General features: G+C 74.8%; 15 protein-coding genes. 4 read left to right on the forward strand and 11 right to left on the reverse strand.

Annotated features, from left to right (window positions below):
* Window positions 1-34: 34 nt before the first annotated feature.
* The 4 genes from JQX11_RS21750 to glpK all read right to left on the reverse strand — a co-directional run bounded on the left by JQX11_RS21750 (window position 35) and on the right by glpK (window position 6,662).
* On the reverse strand, window positions 35-1,600 hold the full coding sequence (locus JQX11_RS21750; RefSeq protein WP_204926812.1) for a glycosyltransferase family 39 protein: 1,566 nt from the start codon (window positions 1,598-1,600) through the stop codon (window positions 35-37).
* Window positions 1,601-1,605: 5 nt separating this feature from the next.
* Window positions 1,606-3,273: a right-handed parallel beta-helix repeat-containing protein gene (locus JQX11_RS21755; protein ID WP_204926813.1), complete on the reverse strand. Its 1,668-nt coding sequence runs from the start codon at window positions 3,271-3,273 to the stop codon at window positions 1,606-1,608.
* Window positions 3,274-3,371: 98 nt separating this feature from the next.
* Window positions 3,372-5,105 carry a hypothetical protein gene (locus JQX11_RS21760; RefSeq protein ID WP_204926814.1) on the reverse strand — a complete coding sequence of 578 codons (1,734 nt, stop codon included), beginning with the start codon at window positions 5,103-5,105 and terminating at the stop codon, window positions 3,372-3,374.
* A 72-nt stretch (window positions 5,106-5,177) separates the two neighbouring features.
* A complete protein-coding gene (gene glpK, locus JQX11_RS21765) occupies window positions 5,178-6,662 on the reverse strand; it encodes a glycerol kinase GlpK (protein WP_204926815.1) in 1,485 nt (494 codons plus the stop codon).
* Window positions 6,663-6,725: 63 nt separating this feature from the next.
* Here glpK and JQX11_RS21770 point away from each other — a divergent pair, with 63 nt between their 5' ends.
* A complete protein-coding gene (locus JQX11_RS21770; RefSeq protein WP_204926816.1) occupies window positions 6,726-7,664 on the forward strand; it encodes a ribose-phosphate diphosphokinase in 939 nt (312 codons plus the stop codon).
* A 70-nt stretch (window positions 7,665-7,734) separates the two neighbouring features.
* Here the strand turns inward: JQX11_RS21770 and JQX11_RS21775 are convergent, their stop codons facing one another.
* Complete coding sequence (locus JQX11_RS21775) at window positions 7,735-8,169, reverse strand: ATP-binding protein (protein WP_204926817.1); 435 nt, start codon at window positions 8,167-8,169, stop codon at window positions 7,735-7,737.
* A 121-nt stretch (window positions 8,170-8,290) separates the two neighbouring features.
* Between JQX11_RS21775 and macS the strand changes: the two genes are divergently transcribed.
* Together macS and JQX11_RS21785 are read left to right on the forward strand one after the other, a co-directional pair.
* Complete coding sequence (gene macS, locus JQX11_RS21780; protein WP_204926818.1) at window positions 8,291-9,421, forward strand: MacS family sensor histidine kinase; 1,131 nt, start codon at window positions 8,291-8,293, stop codon at window positions 9,419-9,421.
* Window positions 9,418-10,086 (forward strand): response regulator, encoded by a 669-nt coding sequence (locus JQX11_RS21785; protein ID WP_204926819.1) that lies wholly within the window; start codon window positions 9,418-9,420, stop codon window positions 10,084-10,086. Before macS ends, JQX11_RS21785 begins: the two co-directional genes overlap by 4 nt.
* 46 nt (window positions 10,087-10,132) lie before the next feature.
* On the opposite strand, the gene JQX11_RS21790 is transcribed toward JQX11_RS21785, so the two are convergent.
* From JQX11_RS21790 to JQX11_RS21800, 3 genes are all read right to left on the reverse strand, one after another.
* Window positions 10,133-10,705 carry a DUF5709 domain-containing protein gene (locus JQX11_RS21790; protein WP_204926820.1) on the reverse strand — a complete coding sequence of 191 codons (573 nt, stop codon included), beginning with the start codon at window positions 10,703-10,705 and terminating at the stop codon, window positions 10,133-10,135.
* 73 nt (window positions 10,706-10,778) lie between these two features.
* Window positions 10,779-11,558: an ATP-binding protein gene (locus JQX11_RS21795; protein ID WP_204926821.1), complete on the reverse strand. Its 780-nt coding sequence runs from the start codon at window positions 11,556-11,558 to the stop codon at window positions 10,779-10,781.
* Entirely contained in the window at window positions 11,555-11,701 is a 147-nt protein-coding gene (locus tag JQX11_RS21800) for a hypothetical protein (RefSeq protein WP_204926822.1), read from the reverse strand. The genes JQX11_RS21795 and JQX11_RS21800 overlap by 4 nt, the downstream gene beginning before the upstream one ends.
* Before the next feature lie 252 nt (window positions 11,702-11,953).
* On the opposite strand from JQX11_RS21800, the gene JQX11_RS21805 reads away from it, so the two are divergent.
* On the forward strand, window positions 11,954-13,264 hold the full coding sequence (locus JQX11_RS21805; protein WP_204926823.1) for a glycosyltransferase: 1,311 nt from the start codon (window positions 11,954-11,956) through the stop codon (window positions 13,262-13,264).
* Window positions 13,265-13,288: 24 nt separating this feature from the next.
* On the opposite strand, the gene JQX11_RS21810 is transcribed toward JQX11_RS21805, so the two are convergent.
* The 3 genes from JQX11_RS21810 to rsgA all read right to left on the reverse strand — a co-directional run bounded on the left by JQX11_RS21810 (window position 13,289) and on the right by rsgA (window position 16,299).
* Window positions 13,289-14,143 (reverse strand): hypothetical protein, encoded by an 855-nt coding sequence (locus JQX11_RS21810; protein ID WP_204926952.1) that lies wholly within the window; start codon window positions 14,141-14,143, stop codon window positions 13,289-13,291.
* 59 nt (window positions 14,144-14,202) lie between these two features.
* Window positions 14,203-15,021: a histidinol-phosphatase gene (gene hisN, locus JQX11_RS21815; RefSeq protein ID WP_204926824.1), complete on the reverse strand. Its 819-nt coding sequence runs from the start codon at window positions 15,019-15,021 to the stop codon at window positions 14,203-14,205.
* A gap of 345 nt (window positions 15,022-15,366) precedes the next feature.
* Entirely contained in the window at window positions 15,367-16,299 is a 933-nt protein-coding gene (gene rsgA, locus JQX11_RS21820) for a ribosome small subunit-dependent GTPase A (protein ID WP_307826306.1), read from the reverse strand.
* Between the last annotated feature and the right edge of the window lie 37 nt (window positions 16,300-16,336).

The raw sequence follows: 16,336 nt of genomic DNA on the forward strand, positions 1-16,336 counted from the left end.
GTCTCGTCGGTGCGGCCCCTGCCGGCCCGGGTGCTCACTTCCCCACCTCCGGCTTGCGCACCAGCAGGGCGATGCTGAAGCCCCGGACCCGCCAGGTGCGGTCGACGACGTACGGCTTGAGCGCGGCCTCCTTCGCCGGCCCGATCCGCTGCACCGGATCGTCGAGGGCTCCCTTGCGGACGACCCACACCCGCTCCGGCCGCCCCAGACACACCGGCACGTCCCGGTCGGCGCACTCCCGCGCGCCCAGGGTGCCCTGCCGGCGGGCCGGAACGGTCATCAGCACGTCCCGGGGTCGCCAGCTCTCGTCGACGTACCGGTTCACCGCGTCCCGGCTGGTGCGCTGGTCACCGGCGTCGAACGGGCCGTACACCAGGATGTCGCCGGGACGCGCGTGCGCCCGCAGCACGGCGGCGATGTCCTTGGTGCCCTGGCCGTGGCCGGTGACGCCCCGGATCTCGACCTGTACCGGGATGCCGAGCAGACCGACCGCCAGCATCGCGGCGGTGCCCCGCAGCAGCGAACTGCGCCGCAACGCCAGCGAGGCGACGAGCGCCCAGGCCGGCACCGTGAACAGCAGGTAGCGCGGCAGCCAGAGCGGGGTGAGCTGGGCGGCGAGCAGCAGGCCGACGGTGGGCAGCACCAGCCAGGCGGTGGCCACCGCCGACCGCTCCTTCATCGACATGCCGAGGAAGGCCAGGGCGAGCACCGCACCGGCGAGCAGCGGCCCACCGAACAGCGCCTCCGGCGTGTCGACCAGCCGGTCCAGGGTGACCGGGGGAATCCAGTTGATCTGCGTACCGGTCTGCTGCCGGCCCAGCCAGAGGACGGGCAGCACGGGCAGCGTGCCGGCGGCGGCCGCGCCGAGCCAGCCGACGAAGCCGCGCCGACGCTGCGCCCCCCGCCAGGCCACCAGCGCATGTGCGACGAGCAGCAGCAGGCCCACCAGGTGCATCAGCCCCAGCACCGCCACCACGGCGGCATACCCCAGGTAGCGCAGGAACCGGGGCCGTTCCAGCAGCCGGAGCAGCAGCAGGGTGGCCAGCGCCGCGGCGCACACCGCGAGCGCGTACGGCCGGGCCTCCTGCGCGTACCGGGAGGTCGTCGGCAGCACCGCGAACAGCAGGCCGGCGACCAGCCCGACCCGCAGCCCGCCGATCCGCAGACCGATCGCGGCGACCAGGCCGGCCGCCGCCGCCATGGCCAGCAGCGACGGCACCCGCAACGCGACGTCGGAGCTGCCGGCCAGCGTCACCCAGCCGCGCATCAGCAGGTAGTACGGGCCGATGGAGGCGTCGACGTTGCGCAGCACCGCCACGAAGTCGTCGAACCCGACGGTGACCATGCCCCAGGTGGCCAGCTCGTCCTCCCACAGGCCGGGCCGGTTCAGCCCGACCCCGCCGAGGACGGCGACCATGGCCATCGGCAGCAGCCGGGCCAGGTGCCGCAGCCAGGGTGCGTCCAGCGGTTCCGGCGGGGCCGGCTGGTCGGCCTCGGTGGGCCGCCACGGGGCGGCCGGCTCGGGCGGCGCGTCGCGGACCCGGACGATCAGAGCGGTCGGCGCGTCGCTGCGGGCACCGGTGCCCCCGGTGGGTGACATCCCGCTCATCGGGTGGCGGCGAGCAGGTCGTCCAGGACGAGGGTGCGCAGGTCGTCCCGGCTCGGCATCCGGCCCAGCGCGCGCAGCCGCCCGGACTGCGCCTTGCGCATGCCCTCCAGCAGCTTGCGGGCCTCCCGGGCGTTGCCGAAGTTCTGGTCCCGTTCGATCTGGCCGAACCATTCGAGCAGCCCGTCGGCCAGCCCGTCGGCGAGCAGGTACTCGTCGTTGCGGGCGATCCGGCCGACGATGTCGACCAACTGGACCGGGCTGTAGTTCTCGAACTCCAGGGTCTTGGCGAACCGGGACGCCAGGCCGGAGTTGGCGTCCAGGAAGGCGGCCATCTCGGTGGTGTACCCGGCGACGATCACCGCCACCTGGTCCCGGTGGTCCTCCATCAGCTTGACCAGGGTGTCGATCGCCTCCTGGCCGAAGTCGCCGCCGGCACCCCCGGCCCGGGACAGGGTGTACGCCTCGTCGATGAACAGCACCCCGCCGAGCGCCTCGGTGAACACCGACGAGGTCTTCTCGGCGGTGTGCCCGATGTACTGGCCGACCAGATCCCGCCGGGACACCTCCCGGAACTGGCCGTTCGGCAGCACCCCGAGGGCCTTGAGCAACTGCCCGTAGACCCGGGCCACCGTCGTCTTGCCGGTGCCCGGCGCGCCCGTGAAGATCAGGTGGTGGCTGACCGCGCCCACCGCCAGGCCGGCGTTGCGTCGCCACTCGTTGACCTGGATCTCGTCGATCAACGAGCGCACCTCGGCCTTCACCCCGGCCAGCCCGATCATCGAGTCGAGTTCGGCGAGCAGTTCCTCGACCTTCTGCTCGTCCTGACCGACGGTGCCGCCGCCCGCGCTCACCCCGGCCGTCGGCCGCCCGCCCGCCTCGGCCGCCCGGAACACGGTGCCGGCGCCCTCCGCGATCCGGACGCCCGGGGCGGCGGTCTGCTCCGTACGGCAGCCCTCGACCGTGCCGCCGCAGCCCCGGCCGACGTCGATGCCGACGCCCCGGGTGTCGTGCACCCAGCAGTCCACGATGGAGGGGCTGCTCTGCAACGCGACCACGATGCCGGCGTCGCCGGTGCCGGAGACGTCGCAGCGTTCGATGGTGGGGCGGGCCGCCTGGTAGACGTACACGCCCCGGAAGCCGGCGGCGGTGACCGTGCAGTTGCGGATGGTCGGGTCGGCCCCGAGCCGCACGATGATCCCGTCGTCGGTGACGTCGCGGATCTCGCACTGCTCGACCGTGCCGCCCGCGTCCGAGACGACCAGCCCGTGCTGGCCGCCGGTGACGGTGACCTCGACGGCCTCGATCCGGGCCCCGTCGCGTACCGACACGGCTGCGGCGTATCCGGCGCTGGCCTGGCACTTCTCCATGCGCAGCCGACCGCCGACCGCCTCCACCGCCGGAAAGTCGCCGCCCTGCACGACCAGCCCCTGCAACAGCACCTCGCCGCCGGTGCAGGCCACCGTCGGCCGTCCGGCGGCCCGACCGTCCACGATGACCGAGCCCGGCTCGCCGGCTGCCACCAGCCGGACCCGCCGGTAGTCGAGCCGGAGCGACTCGGCGTAGACGCCGGGGGCGATCGAGACGACCGTGTCGTCCGGCGCGATCTCCAACGCGTCCGCGATGGTCGGACAGGCCCCGGCTCGGTCAGGGGAGACAGTCAGCATGCGCACATGGCCCCGCTCGGTCGTGGAAGGACGGACCGGTTCGTCGTCGACGTCCGGTCGAAGGGTACCGGTCGAGCAGGGGTGGCCTCGCCCCCGCGTCAGATGGTGAAGGTGGCCTCCCGCACCGAGGCGGCCACCTTGCGTACCTCGTCCGCGCGGTCCAGGGGCGCGGTCATCCGCAGCACCAGTTGCCTGTCGATCGCGTCCTCCGGCACGCTGCGCCAGTAGGAGAGGTAGACCAGCCCGTAGCGCGGCGCGCCGTCCACCCGGGCCGTCTCCGCCCAGGTGGTGAAATCGCCGCTGCGGATCCACTGCAACCCCCATGCCTCCTCCTGCCGGCGCAGCGCGGTGCGGCGCTCGTCGGTGCAGAGCCGGGGGCACTGCCGGACGATCAGGTCGCCACCGATGATCGACCCGTCGGCGGCCGGGACGCCGCACCGGTAGTGCGCCGAGCCGCCGGTGCGGCCGGCCTCGGTGCAGTTCCAGCCGGTGGGCACCCGGAAACTAAAGTCGACCCCGGCCAGGCCGGTGATCTCCCGGGTCGGCTCGGTGCGGGCGAAGGTGGGCGCCCCGGTGGGCCAACCGCCACCGACCGGCGGCTCCACCCCCGGCCGGCGTGGCGGCGTGGCCGGCAGCCCCAGGTCGGCGCTCGGTGTCGCGGTGGCCGGCGCGGTGACGGTGGCCGGCCCGTCGCCCGGCCGGTCGGCGGCGAGGTAGCCACCCGCCGCCCCGAGCGCCGCCGCGAGCAGGGCCACCAACACCGACCACAGTACGGCCCGACCCCGCCCGCGCGCCGGCCCCGCGACCGGCGGGAACGGTGCCGGCGGGTACGGCGCGAGGGCCGTCGGCGGGTACGGCGGTCCCGCCCGCTGCGGCACCACCGGCGTGGGCACCGCCTGCTGCGGGCCGGCCTGGTGTGGGGCTGCCTGCTGTGGGCCGATCTGCTGCCGGGCTGCCTGCTGACCGGCCTGGTGCGGCGCCGCTTGATGCGGACCGAACTGCTGTGGGGCTGCCTGGTGTGGGGTGACCTGCGGCAGAGCGGCCTGGTGCGGGCCGGCCTGTTTCCGGGCTGCTTGCCGACCGGCCTGCTGCGGTGCCGCCTGGTGCGGGCCGGCCTGCGGCAGAGTGGCCTGGTGCGGTGCGGTCTGGTGCGGGGTCGCCGGGTGGGGCGGGGCGGTCGTGCGGGGTGCGGCACCCGGCGGCACCGTGCCACCCGTGGCTGACGCGACAGGCCCGGTCGACGCGACAGGCCCGGTCGACGCTCCGTGGCCCGTCGGCGTTCCGTGGCCCGTCGACGAAGCAGGCCCGGTGGATGCGGCGGCTCCGGTCGACGGGGCGGGCACCGGCCGGGCCGCGCCCGCCGGCCCGGCGGTGCGCCGCCCGTCCGGTGCCGGTGTCCCGCCGGCCCCGGCGGCGACCGGTGCTCCGGCAACCGGCGTCGCGGCGGCCGGAGCCCCGGCGGTCGGCCGGTGTGCCGGGTCGGACACGCCGGCCGGTCCGACCCCGGGGCCACCGGCCGGGGGCTCCCCGGCCGGGACGAGACGCTGCCCCAGCGCGAGGAAGACGTGCGCGGCCCCGGCGCCCTGCTCGGCGGCACAGGCCACCCAGGGCATCGGACCGGTGTGGTTGGCCCCGGTGATCGGCAGGCCGTCGGAGCGGGCCAGGGTGTTGGCCGCCGCGGCGAACGCCTCCCGCCAGCCGCCCTCGGCGGCGGCCGGCGCGAGCACGGCGACGGTGAACGGCCGCTCGGCGGCGTCCCGTGCGGCCCAGACCTCGCCCAGCTCGCACGAGCTGAGCCTGCGGTGCAGCGCGTACGGACCGACTGTCTGCATGTGGCATCCCCCCGGCCGATCGTATCGGTCGGGCACGACGCGGACCGGTCGACGGACGGGCCGCCGCCGGAGTCAGTCGACCCAGTCGAGGGTGCGGTCGACCGCCTTGCGCCACCGGCCCAGTTCCCGATCCCGGTGCGCCGGGTCCATCCGGGACTCCCACTGCGCGTCGGAGCGCCACTGTGCGCGCAGGGTGGCCAGGTCGGGCCAGAAACCGACCGCCAGGCCGGCCGCGTACGCCGCGCCGAGGCAGGTGGTCTCGGTGATCCGGGAGCGGACCACCGGCACCGCCAGCACGTCGGCGAGGAACTGCATCAGCAGCCCGTTGGCGGTCATTCCACCGTCGACCCGCAGCCGGCGCAGCGCCACGTCGGAGTCGGCGTTCATCGCGTCGACCACCTCGCGGGTCTGCCAGGCCGACGCCTCCAGCGCCGCCCGCGCCAGGTGCCCCTTGGTGATGTAGCCGGTCAGCCCGGTGATCACCCCCCGGGCGTCGCTACGCCAGTGTGGCGCGAACAGCCCGGAGAAGGCGGGCACCACGTAGCAGCCCCCGTTGTCGTCCACGGTGGCGGCCAGCTCCTCGACCTCGGCCGCCGAGGAGATCAACTCGAGGTTGTCCCGCAGCCACTGCACCAGCGACCCGGTCACCGCGATCGCCCCCTCCAGGGCGTACGCGGCCGGCTGGCCGTCGATCCGGTAGGCCACCGTGGTCAGCAGGCCGTGGCTGGACGGCACCGGGCTGGCCCCGGTGTTGAGCAGCAGGAAACTCCCGGTGCCGTAGGTGCACTTCGCCTCGCCGGGCTGGAAACAGGTCTGCCCGAACAGGGCCGCCTGCTGGTCGCCGAGCGCGCTGGCCACCGGCACCCCGTCGAGCACCCCGTGGGCCGTTCCGTAGACCTCCGCCGAGCTGCGGATCTGCGGCAGCATCGCGGCCGGGATGCGCAGCGCGTCGAGCAGCTCCGGGTCCCAGTCGAGGGTCTCCAGGCTCATCAGCATGGTCCGGCTGGCGTTGGTGACGTCGGTGACGTGCCGTCCGGTCAGCTTCCAGATCAGCCAGCTGTCCATCGTGCCGAACAGCACCTCGCCCCGTTCGGCGCGTTCCCGCAGCCCGTCGACGTCGTCCAGCAGCCAGCGCAGCTTCGGGCCGGCGAAGTAGGTGGCCAGGGTGAGCCCGGTGCGGGCGCGCAGCCGCTCCTCGCCGTACGAGTCGGCCAGTTCGCGCAGCAGCGGGCCGGTGCGGGTGTCCTGCCAGACGACGGCGTTGGCGACGGGTCGGCCGGTGGCCCGGTCCCAGACCACGGTGGTCTCCCGCTGGTTGGTGATGCCGACGGCGGCCAACCCGTCGGGGCCGGTGCCGGCGTCGGCCAGCGCGTCGCGGACCACCCGCTCGACGTTGGCCCAGATCTCCTCGGCGTCGTGCTCGACCCAACCGGGCCGGGGGAAGATCTGCCGGTGCTCGCGTTGCGCGACGGCGACGATCCCACCGGCCCGGTCGAAGACGATGCACCGCGACGAGGTGGTGCCCTGGTCGATGGCGGCGACGTACTCTCCGGTCATTTCGGCACCGTACCCGGCCCGGGTCGACGGGAGAACCGGCACGGTTCCGTACGATCTCCAGACGTGCGCGACATCGCCGTGTTCAGTGGAACCGCCCATCCCGACCTCGCCGCCGAGATCTGTTCCCACCTGGGGGTGCCGTTGCACCCGGTGCGGGTGTCCCGGTTCGCCAACGACTGCCTGGAGGTGCAGTTGCAGGCGAACTGCCGGGAGCGGGACGTCTTCCTGATCCAGCCCCTGGTGCCCCCGGTGCAGGAGAACCTGGTGGAGCTGCTGCTCATGATCGACGCCGCCCGGGGCGCGTCGGCGGGGCGGATCACCGTGGTCCTGCCGCACTACGCGTACGCCCGGTCGGACAAGAAGGACGCCCCGCGCATCTCCATCGGGGCCCGGCTGGTGGCCGACCTGCTCACCTCGGCCGGCGCCCAGCGGGTGCTGGCGATGACCCTGCACTCACCGCAGGTGCACGGCTTCTTCAGCGTCCCGGTCGACCACCTGCACGCCCTGCGCGAGCTGGCCGCCCACTTCCGGGGGTACGACCTGGGCAACACGGTGGTGGTCTCGCCGGACCTGGGCAACGCCAAGGAGGCGGCGGCGTTCGCCCGGATGCTCGGCACCCCGGTCGCGGCCGGGGCGAAGCAGCGGTTCAGCGACGACCGGGTCACCATCAGCACGGTGATCGGTGAGGTGGCCGACCGGGACGTGATCGTGCTGGACGACGAGATCGCCAAGGGCAGCACGGTGGTCGAGCTGATCGGCCACCTGCACCAACGCAACGTCCGGTCGATCCGGCTGGCCTGTACCCACGGCCTGTTCTCCGACGGCGCGCTGACCCGGCTCGCCGCCGTCGACGGGGTACGCGAGATCGTCTGCACCAACACCGTGCCGATCCCCGCGGACAAGCGGGTGCCGGAGCTGACGGTGCTCTCGGTGGCTCCGGCGCTGGCCGAGGCGATGCGTCGCATCCACAACGGCGAGTCGGTCAGCGCCCTGTTCGGCTGACCGTCACCGGCGGGCGGACCAGGCCGGTGGGCGGTGTCGGCGAACCGGGCGGCCGGACCGGGCCGGCGGGTCAGGCGAAGAGGGCGCTGATCCGTACGGTGGTGCCGGCCGCGCCGCTCTCGACCTCCATGGCGTCGCTGAGCTCCCGGGCCAGCCAGAGCCCCCAGCCTCCGGCGGTGTCCGGGGCGGGCCGGCTGCGGTCGTCGAGCCGCTGCTCGCTGATGCCGCTGCCGTGGTCGGAGACCTCGCAGACCAGCTCGCCGGCGCGTCGCCAGAGCCGCAGCCAGCCCCGTCCGCCACCGTGCCGCACGGCGTTGGTGATCAACTCGTTGACCGCCAGCACGAAGTCGTCGAGCCGTTGCCCGGCCATGCCGGCGGCGTGCGCGCAGGAGCTGACCGAGTGTCTCAGCTCGGTCACCTGTGCCTGGTCGAACGCCTCGGCGATGAGAAGGGAAGGTTCGATGGGCACCACCGTACGCGGTGTGGGAAGCTCTGCGTTCGTCATGGGCCCTGTCCCGACAGCGATCTCGGAGTTTTTCACGCTATTTCTACCGTACGCCAGGGTTCTCCGGCCCGCACCGACCGGCCCGGCCGGCTGACCTGGGGACTGTGGCATCGTGGCGGCCATGCCGTCGTCCCCGTCGGGAGGTTTCGCCGACCCGCTGTGGCGTTCCGTCGCGGTCTTCCGGTTCGCCTCGCTGGCGTACGTCGGCCTGCTGGTCCTGCGCGACGCCGGCCGGTACGCCCACCCGGTCGCCGCGGGCGGCGTACTGCTGGTGATGCTGGCCTGGTCCGGGGTGACGGCGGTCGGGTACGCCCGGCCGGCCAACCGGCGCTGGCCGCTGCTCCTGGCCGACCTCGGCGTGGTGCTGGCGATCCTGGCGGTCACGCCGTGGGTGGTGGGACGCCCGGCGCTGGCCGCCGGGGTGCCCGCCCTCGCCGTGGCGTGGCTGGCCGGGCCGGTGCTGGCCTGGGCGGTCTCCGGCGGGCGGCGGCGTGGCACGGTGGCCGCGCTGCTGGTCGGCGGCACGGACCTCGTCACCCGGGGCCGGATCGGCCCGTCCTCGCTGACCGGGGCGATCCTGCTGCTGCTCGCCGGGGCGGTGGTGGGGCACGTGGCCCGGCTGGCGGTGAGCACCGAGGAGCGGTTGCAGCGGGCGGTGGAGCTGGAGGCGGCGACCCGGGAACGGGAACGGCTGGCCCGGGACATCCACGACTCGGTGCTCCAGGTGCTGTCCCTGGTCCAGCGGCGCGGCGCGCACCTCGACGGGGAGGCCGGTGAGCTGGCCCGGCTCGCCGGCCAGCAGGAGGTGGCGTTACGCGCGTTGATCTCCGGGGCCCCGCCGACGTCGCCCGCCGACCCGGGCGACGAGGTCGACCTGCGGTCCCTGCTGTCCGGGTACGCCTCGGCGACGGTGCAGGTCTCCGCCCCGGCGACGCCGGTGCCGCTGCCGGCGTCGGTGGCCCGGGAGGTGGCCGCCGCGACGGCGGCGGCCCTGGACAACGTGCGGCGGCACGCCGACGGGCGGGGCTGGGTGCTCGTCGAGGACGAGGGCGACACGGTGACCGTGTCGGTGCGCGACGCCGGGCCGGGCATTCCGGCGGGCCGGCTGGTCGAGGCGGCCCGGCAGGGCCGGCTGGGGGTGGCGCAGGCCATCCGGGGACGGATGACCGACCTCGGCGGCGAGGTGCGGATCATCTCGACGCCGGGGGAGGGCACCGAGATCGAGCTGATGGTGCCGAGGAGGAGCCGATGACCGGGGTGCGGGTGATGGTGGTCGACGACCACCCGATGTGGCGGGAGGGGGTGGCCCGGGACCTCACCGAGGCCGGGCACCTGGTGGTGGCGACCAGCGGTGAGGGCCGCCAGGCGGTCCGGGTGGCCGCCGCCGCCCGACCCGACGTGGTGGTGCTCGACCTCCAACTGCCGGACATCTCCGGGGTGGAGGTGATCCAGGGACTGCGGGCCGCGTTGCCCCGGGTCCGGGTGCTGATGCTGTCGGCCAGCGGCGAACAGCAGGGGGTGCTGGACGCGGTGAAGGCCGGGGCCACCGGCTACCTGCTGAAGTCGGCGGCCCCGGCGGAGTTCCTGGACGCGGTGCGCCGCACGGCCGCCGGTGAGCCGGTGTTCACCCCGGGCCTGGCCGGGCTGGTGCTGGGCGAGTACCGGCGGCTCGCCGCGGACCCGCCGGCCGGTGGGTCCGGCGACGACGGGCCCGGCGCGGCACCCCGGCTCACCGAACGCGAGACCGAGGTGCTGCGGCTGGTGGCGAAGGGGCTGTCCTACAAGCAGATCGCCGGGCGGCTCGGGCTGTCGCACCGCACCGTGCAGAACCACGTGCAGAACACGCTCGGCAAGCTCCAGCTGCACAACCGGGTGGAGCTGACCCGCTACGCGATCGAACGCGGCCTGGACGACTGAGGGCGCGCCCTGGACGACCGAGGACGCGGCCCTGGACGACCGGGGGTCAGTGCGCCTCGGGCGGCCGGGTCTCGTGGATGGCCAGTTCCTCGGCGCTTGCGCCGCCGCCGGCCGCGCCCGCGTCGTAGGCGATGCTGTCGGTCTCCTGGTCGGTGCGGGCCCCCTCGTCCGGTTCGACGAGCCGACCCACCTGCGCGTCGGCGACCGTGCCGAGCTGACCGTGGTCGTAGAGCGAGACCGGGGAGTCCGGGTCCGAGGTGGGGCCCGGGTCGAGCACGTCGGCGTCGAGCTGGGCCTGCGCGGCGGCCTCCTCGTTCTCCGCCTCGGCGGCGATGTCCGGGTCGACCGGCCCGGCCAGCGGGTCGTCGGCCCGCCGCTCGTACTGCTCGCGGTCGAGCTTGTACTCCAACGACTCGCCGTCGAGCTGCTCGTCGGCGGTGGTGCCGAAGTGGTCGACGGCCACCGGGGTACGGTCGCCGGGCAGCTGGGCCGGGTCGGGGCCGTCGGCCTCCCGACCGGTCAGCACGTCGTCGTGGGCGGTCGAGTCGTCGTCGGCGGTGTCGGGCAGGCCGAGCGCCTCGGGGTCGGACACGGGGGTCGGGAACTCGTCGTCGCGCATGGCTGAGCACTACCCACTGGCACGGCCCGGGTAACCGGGTCCCGCTCCCGGGATCGGGACGAAAGGGCAGTAATCAGTCGTGGTGCCAGTGTGACTCGTCCTCGGTGTGCAGCACGCACCAGATCACCTTGCCGTCCGGGAGCGGGGTGCTGCCCCAACGCCGGGCCACCGTGTCGATCAACAGCAGCCCCCGGCCGCCGGCCGAGGTGAGCGACGCCGGTCCTCCGTAGCGGGGCTGCCGCCGGGAGTGGTCCCGCACCGCCAGGTGCACGGTGTCGCCCTGCGCGGCCAACCGCAGCGTCATCGGGGTCGACGCGTGCGCCACCACGTTGTTGACCATCTCGGTGACCGCGATGCAGGCCGGTTCGGCCAGCTCCGGCGCACCCCACCGGGTGCAGCGGTCGGTCACCAGTTCCCGCGCCCACCGGGCCGCCCCGACCGTCGGCGTCAGCTCCTCGGTCAGCACCGCCGCCATCGGCGTACGGGCCAGGGCCGCCGTCGCCTCGGCCTCGGTCGGGTAGACCGCCAGTTCCGCCGCGTCCCCGTCGACGAGCGTCCCGGTCGGGTCGACCACCAGCAGGTCGGCGGCGGGCCAGTCGCGTACCGCCCGGCGTACCCCGGCCAGCAACCGGCCGGCGGTCACCCGGTCGGCCCGCAGCCCGGCCAGGTCGACCACGATCGGACCGGGCCGGTCGACGAGCCGGACGAGCAGAGCGTCGCGTACCCGCTCGACGTCGGTCGGCTCCAGCGTCCCGGCGAGCCGGACCAGCGCGGAGGAGTCGTCGGCCACCACCTGGCATCCCGCCCGGGGGTGCCGGACCGTTCCCGGGGTCGGCAGGTCGGCGCGGCTCATCGCCGTCGCCCCCGGTCGGCGCGGGCCGGGCGGGTCGTCGTCCCGGGGACGCCGGGCCGGGCGGGACGCGCCGTCGGGATGGCGTCGGACCCGCCGGTGACGCCGGCGACCACCACGGCGGTGACGGCGGGGGTACGGGTCATCGGCATTCCCGCTCGGTACCCCCGGACGGGCCCGGTCATGCCGCCGTGCGGCCACTGATCAGCGGGACCGCTCCGGTCAGCCGTAGCTCACGCCGGGCCAGGCGGGCACCGGCCCGGGGGCGGTGTGGGGTGCCCCACAGCCGGCCCAGCGACCGCTGACCGCTTCCGATCTGCGAGGTTTCGGCTCGTGGAGCCCCGGTTAATGGGACGCTCTGACCGGACCATCCCTCGCAGATCGCATGGAGGTGCACCATGCGCGTCGGCCTCGTCTGCGCGCACGCCGGGTCGTCCCGGCACGCGGAAGGACCACCCGTCGGCACCCACGAGCACGTCGCTCGGGTCGCCGGCGAGCTGGCCGGGCGCGGCCACGACGTGCGGGTGTACGAGCGCCGCGACGACCCGGCCCTGCCGGCGAGCGTCGAGATCGACGGGTACCGGGTGGAACGTGTGCCCGTCGGCCCGGCCCGGCCCACCGTCACCGCCGACCTGGTTCCACACGTGCCCGAGTTCGGCCGCTGGTTGGCCGACCGGTGGGCGGGGGAGTGGACGCCGGAGGTGGTGCACGGGCACTACTGGATCGGCGGCCTGGCCGCCGCGCACGCGGTCCGGGAGACGAACATCCCGGTGGTGCAGACCTTCCACTCGCTCGGCGTCGAGCAGCGCCGCCACCTCGGCCGCGAGTACGACGGCCCCGGCGAGCGCATCCCGCTGGAGCGTGCGCTCACCCGGGCGGTGGACGTCGCCGTCGCCCAGTGCACCGACGAGGTCGACGAGCTGACCCGGATGGGGCTGCAACGCTCCTCGGTGGCGATGGTGCCCACCGGGGTGGACGTCGAACGGTTCCACCCCGACGGGGAGGCCGCCCCCCGCGACCAGCGGGCCCGCATCCTGTCCGTCGGCGGGCTGTCCCCGGGCCACGGACAGGACGACCTGATCCGGGCGATGCGGCTGGTCGGCGACGCGGAACTGGTGATCGCCGGTGGGCCGCCGGCCGACCAGCTGGCCACCCACGCCGAGGCCCGGCGGTTGCGTGAGCTGGCCGAGCGGGCCGGGGTCGCCGACCAGGTCACCCTGGTCGGCGCGGTGCCGCACGACCAGCTCGCCACCTGGTACCGCTCGGCCGACGTGGTCGCCTGCACCCCGCACTACTCCGCCGCCGGCCGGGTGTCGCTGGAGGCGATGGCCTGCGGGGTGCCGGTGGTCGGCTACGCCGTGGGCGGCATCGCCGACGCGGTGGTCGACGAGGTCACCGGCCGGCTGGTGCCCCCCGGCGACGTCCGCACGCTGGGCATGACGCTGCGCCGGCTGCTCGCCGACAACGCGGGCCGGTTCGCCTACGGGCACGCCGCGGTGGACCGGGTGCGGTGCAGCTACACCTGGGAGCGGACGGCCGGCGCGCTGGAGCGGCTCTACGAGCGGGTGGTGGGCCGGCGTACCCCGGTCGAGGTGCCCGACACGGTGCCGGTCGACGTCGAGGCCGACCCGGCCGCCCCCGTTACGGTGGAGGTCGAGACGCCGGTCACGGGAACCACCACCACGACCACCGGCCCGGTCGGCGTCTGACCGCGCCCCACGACCGCCGACCCGTCAGGCGCGGGGGGCCGCGCCCACCATGGCGCGTTCCCGGGTGCGGGCCACCGCGTGGTGGTGCTGGGGTGCGGCGTACCGGGTGAGCCCGATGACCGAGGCGAGGGTGATCAGGAAGCCGACGGCGGCCAGCCACTCCCGGCCCGGCCAGATCTTGTCGTTGAGCAGCAGCAGGCCGACGATGGCGGCGGGTACCGCCCCGGCGGCGTCCATCGCGGCCACGGCCGCCGTCGTGGAGCCCCGCTGCATCGCCAGGCCGAGCAGCAGCTGACCCACCAGCGAGTGGGCGATCAGCAGGTAGAGCAGCGGGTCACGGACGAACGCCTCGGCCGACGGGGCGGAGGCCAGCGGCCGGGCGGCCACCGCGGCGGCGGAGAACGCCAGCCCGGCCAGGGAGCCGAGCGCCACCGAGCCGGGTGCCCCGTGCAGGCGTACCGCGAAGAAACCGAGCAGTCCGATCCCGCCGAGCGCCAGCGCCAGGGCGACCAGGCCGGCGGTGCCGAGCCCCTTGGAGGGGGCCGGCTGGGCGGAGAGCACCAACGCGCTGATCCCGGCGAAGAGCAGCACCAGCAGCGCCACCTCGGCGGCGGGCAGCCGCCACTTGAGCACCACCACCCCCAGCAGGGCGGTCACCCCCAGGCCCGCCGCCACGCTCGCCTGCACCAGGAACAACGGCAGGTCGCGCCGGGCCAGGAAGGCCAGCACGAAGCCGGTCACCTGGCAGAGCAGCCCGATCAGGTACGTCCGGTGCCCGGCCAGCCGCAGCAGCAGCCCCGGGTCGAAGGTGTGGTGCACGGTCGTCCGGGCGGCGGCCACCGACTGGAGCATGTTGGCGAAGCCGTACGCGATGATCATCGCCGCGAGGAAGCACCAACCGGAGGACACCACCAGGCGAGAATAGAGGGCCGTTGCGTTCAGCGCGCGGTTGGCCGACCCAGCCGGGACAGCACGTCGGTGTGCAGCGGCCCGTTGGTGGCGATCGCGCTGATCTCGCCGGATGCCGTCCCACCAGGGGCGGGAGCGCCTTCCAGGGTGGTCATGGTGCCCCCGGCGGCGGTCACGATCGGCACCAGCGCGGCCACGTCCCACAGCGACAGTTCCGGCTCCACCATCACGTCCAGTGCCCCCTCGGCCAGCAGCATGTAGCCGTAGAAGTCGCCGTAGGCGCGGCTGCGCCAGGTGTCGCGCATCAACTGGAGCACCGCGTCCAGCCGGCCGGCGGCCTCCCACCCGGTCAGCGACGAGTAGCAGACGCTGGCGTCGGCGAGGTCGCGTACCCCGGAGACCCGGATCGGCTCGCCGGAGGCGGCGTCGCGCCCCGCGTACGCACCCAGGCCGTTGGCCCCCCACCAGCGCCGGCCGAGCGCCGGGGCGGAGACCAGCCCGACCACCGGCCGGTCCCCCTCCAGCAGGGCGATCAGGGTGGCCCACACCGGCACGCCCCGGACGAAGTTCTTGGTGCCGTCGATCGGGTCGATCACCCACCGCCGGTCGTGCGGACCGGTGGCCGGCTGCTCGCCGTACTCCTCGCCGAGCAACCCGTCGTCCGGCCGGTGGGCGGCCAGCAGCGCCCGGATCTCCCGCTCGACGGAGGTGTCCGCGTCGGAGACGGGAGTCAGGTCCGGCTTCGCCGTCACCCGCAGGTCAAGCGCCCGGAACCGGGCCATCGAGATGGCGTCGGCGGCATCCGCCAGCCGGTGAGCAAGTTCGATGTCCCCCGCATACCCCGTCACCCCGAAACCCTAACCCCCACCCCCACCCCCTCCACCCCACCCCCACCCCCACCCCACCCCGCTTGGCATGATCAAGAGGTTTGCGTCATGGCGGAGATCCAGATTGACGCAAACCTCTTGATCACTTGACGCAAACCTCTTGATCACCGAGCGGTGCGGCCGGGGTAGTGAGGGCTGTGAGACCGGGCCGAGGGCGGCGGGGCGGTGGTGGTGAGACCGGGCCGGGGCGGTGGGCACGGAGCCGGGGCGACGGGCACGGAGGGCTGGGGGCGGAGCCGGCGCGGGGCCGGGGCTGCGGGCGGAGCCGGGGTGGGGTGCGTGGGGCGGGGGACAGGGGTGGGTGGGTCAGGAGCCGGCGAGGGGGTCGCCGGGGTTGCGTTCCACCTCGCGGGGGTCGCCCTCGCCGGCCCGGGAGGCCAGCAGCCGACGGTACGAGGCCAGCCGGCGCGGGTCGGCCTTGCCGGCGGCCACCCAGGCGTCCAGGGCACAGTCCGCCTCGTCCGGGGTGTGCGGACAGTTGGGTGGGCAGTCCACCGTCCCCTCCACCAGGTCGGGGAACCCGTGCAGCAGGCTCTCGGCCGAGACGTGGGCCAGCCCGAAGCTGCGGATGCCCGGGGTGTCCACGATCCAGCCCGGGTCACCGTCGCCGTCCGGGGTACGCGGGAGCCGTAGCGCCACCGCGCTGGTGGAGGTGTGCCGGCCCCGGCCGATGGCGCTGACCACGCCGACCGCCCGCAGCGCGTCCGGTACCAGCCGGTTGACAAGTGTCGACTTGCCCACCCCGGAGTGCCCCACCAGCACCGACACCCGGCCGGCGAGCAGGGCGCGCAGCGCGTCGAGGTCGGAGTCGGGCCGGATGAGCACGTACGGCAGTTCCAGCTCGGTGTAGTAGCCGACGACCTGCTCCGGGCCGGCCAGGTCGGCCTTGGTCAGGCAGAGCAGCGGCTCGATGTCGGCGTCGTACGCGGCGACCAGGCATCGGTCGATGAAGCCGGTCCGGGGTGGTGGGTCGGCCAGCGCGCTGACGATCACCAGTTGGTCGGCGTTGGCGACCACCACCCGTTCCAGCCGTCCCTCGGCGGTGTTCTCGTCGTCGTCGGCGGTGCGCCGCAGCACCGAGCGCCGTTCGGCGATCCGGACGATCCGGGCCAGCGCCCCGTCCGCGCCGGAGATGTCGCCGACGAGGCTCACCCGGTCGCCGACCACCACCGACTTGCGGCCCAGTTCGCGGGCCCGCATGGCGGTGATCGCGGCGCCGTCGGGGGCGTCGGGGAGCACGCAGGTGTAGCGGCCCCGGTCGACGGCGATGACGAAC

The organism is Micromonospora humida, from assembly GCF_016901255.1.
GTDB classification, from domain to species: Bacteria; Actinomycetota; Actinomycetes; order Mycobacteriales; family Micromonosporaceae; genus Micromonospora; species Micromonospora wenchangensis.

Coding starts and splice junctions, on each gene's coding strand:
- JQX11_RS21750 (WP_204926812.1), bottom strand. CDS start 1,600: ATGTCACCCACCGGGGGCACCGGTGCCCGCAGCGACGCGCCGACCGCT.
- JQX11_RS21755 (WP_204926813.1), bottom strand. CDS start 3,273: ATGCTGACTGTCTCCCCTGACCGAGCCGGGGCCTGTCCGACCATCGCG.
- JQX11_RS21760 (WP_204926814.1), bottom strand. CDS start 5,105: ATGCAGACAGTCGGTCCGTACGCGCTGCACCGCAGGCTCAGCTCGTGC.
- glpK (WP_204926815.1), bottom strand. CDS start 6,662: ATGACCGGAGAGTACGTCGCCGCCATCGACCAGGGCACCACCTCGTCG.
- JQX11_RS21775 (WP_204926817.1), bottom strand. CDS start 8,169: ATGACGAACGCAGAGCTTCCCACACCGCGTACGGTGGTGCCCATCGAA.
- macS (WP_204926818.1), top strand. CDS start 8,291: ATGCCGTCGTCCCCGTCGGGAGGTTTCGCCGACCCGCTGTGGCGTTCC.
- JQX11_RS21785 (WP_204926819.1), top strand. CDS start 9,418: ATGACCGGGGTGCGGGTGATGGTGGTCGACGACCACCCGATGTGGCGG.
- JQX11_RS21790 (WP_204926820.1), bottom strand. CDS start 10,705: ATGCGCGACGACGAGTTCCCGACCCCCGTGTCCGACCCCGAGGCGCTC.
- JQX11_RS21795 (WP_204926821.1), bottom strand. CDS start 11,558: ATGAGCCGCGCCGACCTGCCGACCCCGGGAACGGTCCGGCACCCCCGG.
- JQX11_RS21800 (WP_204926822.1), bottom strand. CDS start 11,701: ATGACCCGTACCCCCGCCGTCACCGCCGTGGTGGTCGCCGGCGTCACC.
- JQX11_RS21805 (WP_204926823.1), top strand. CDS start 11,954: ATGCGCGTCGGCCTCGTCTGCGCGCACGCCGGGTCGTCCCGGCACGCG.
- JQX11_RS21810 (WP_204926952.1), bottom strand. CDS start 14,143: ATGATCATCGCGTACGGCTTCGCCAACATGCTCCAGTCGGTGGCCGCC.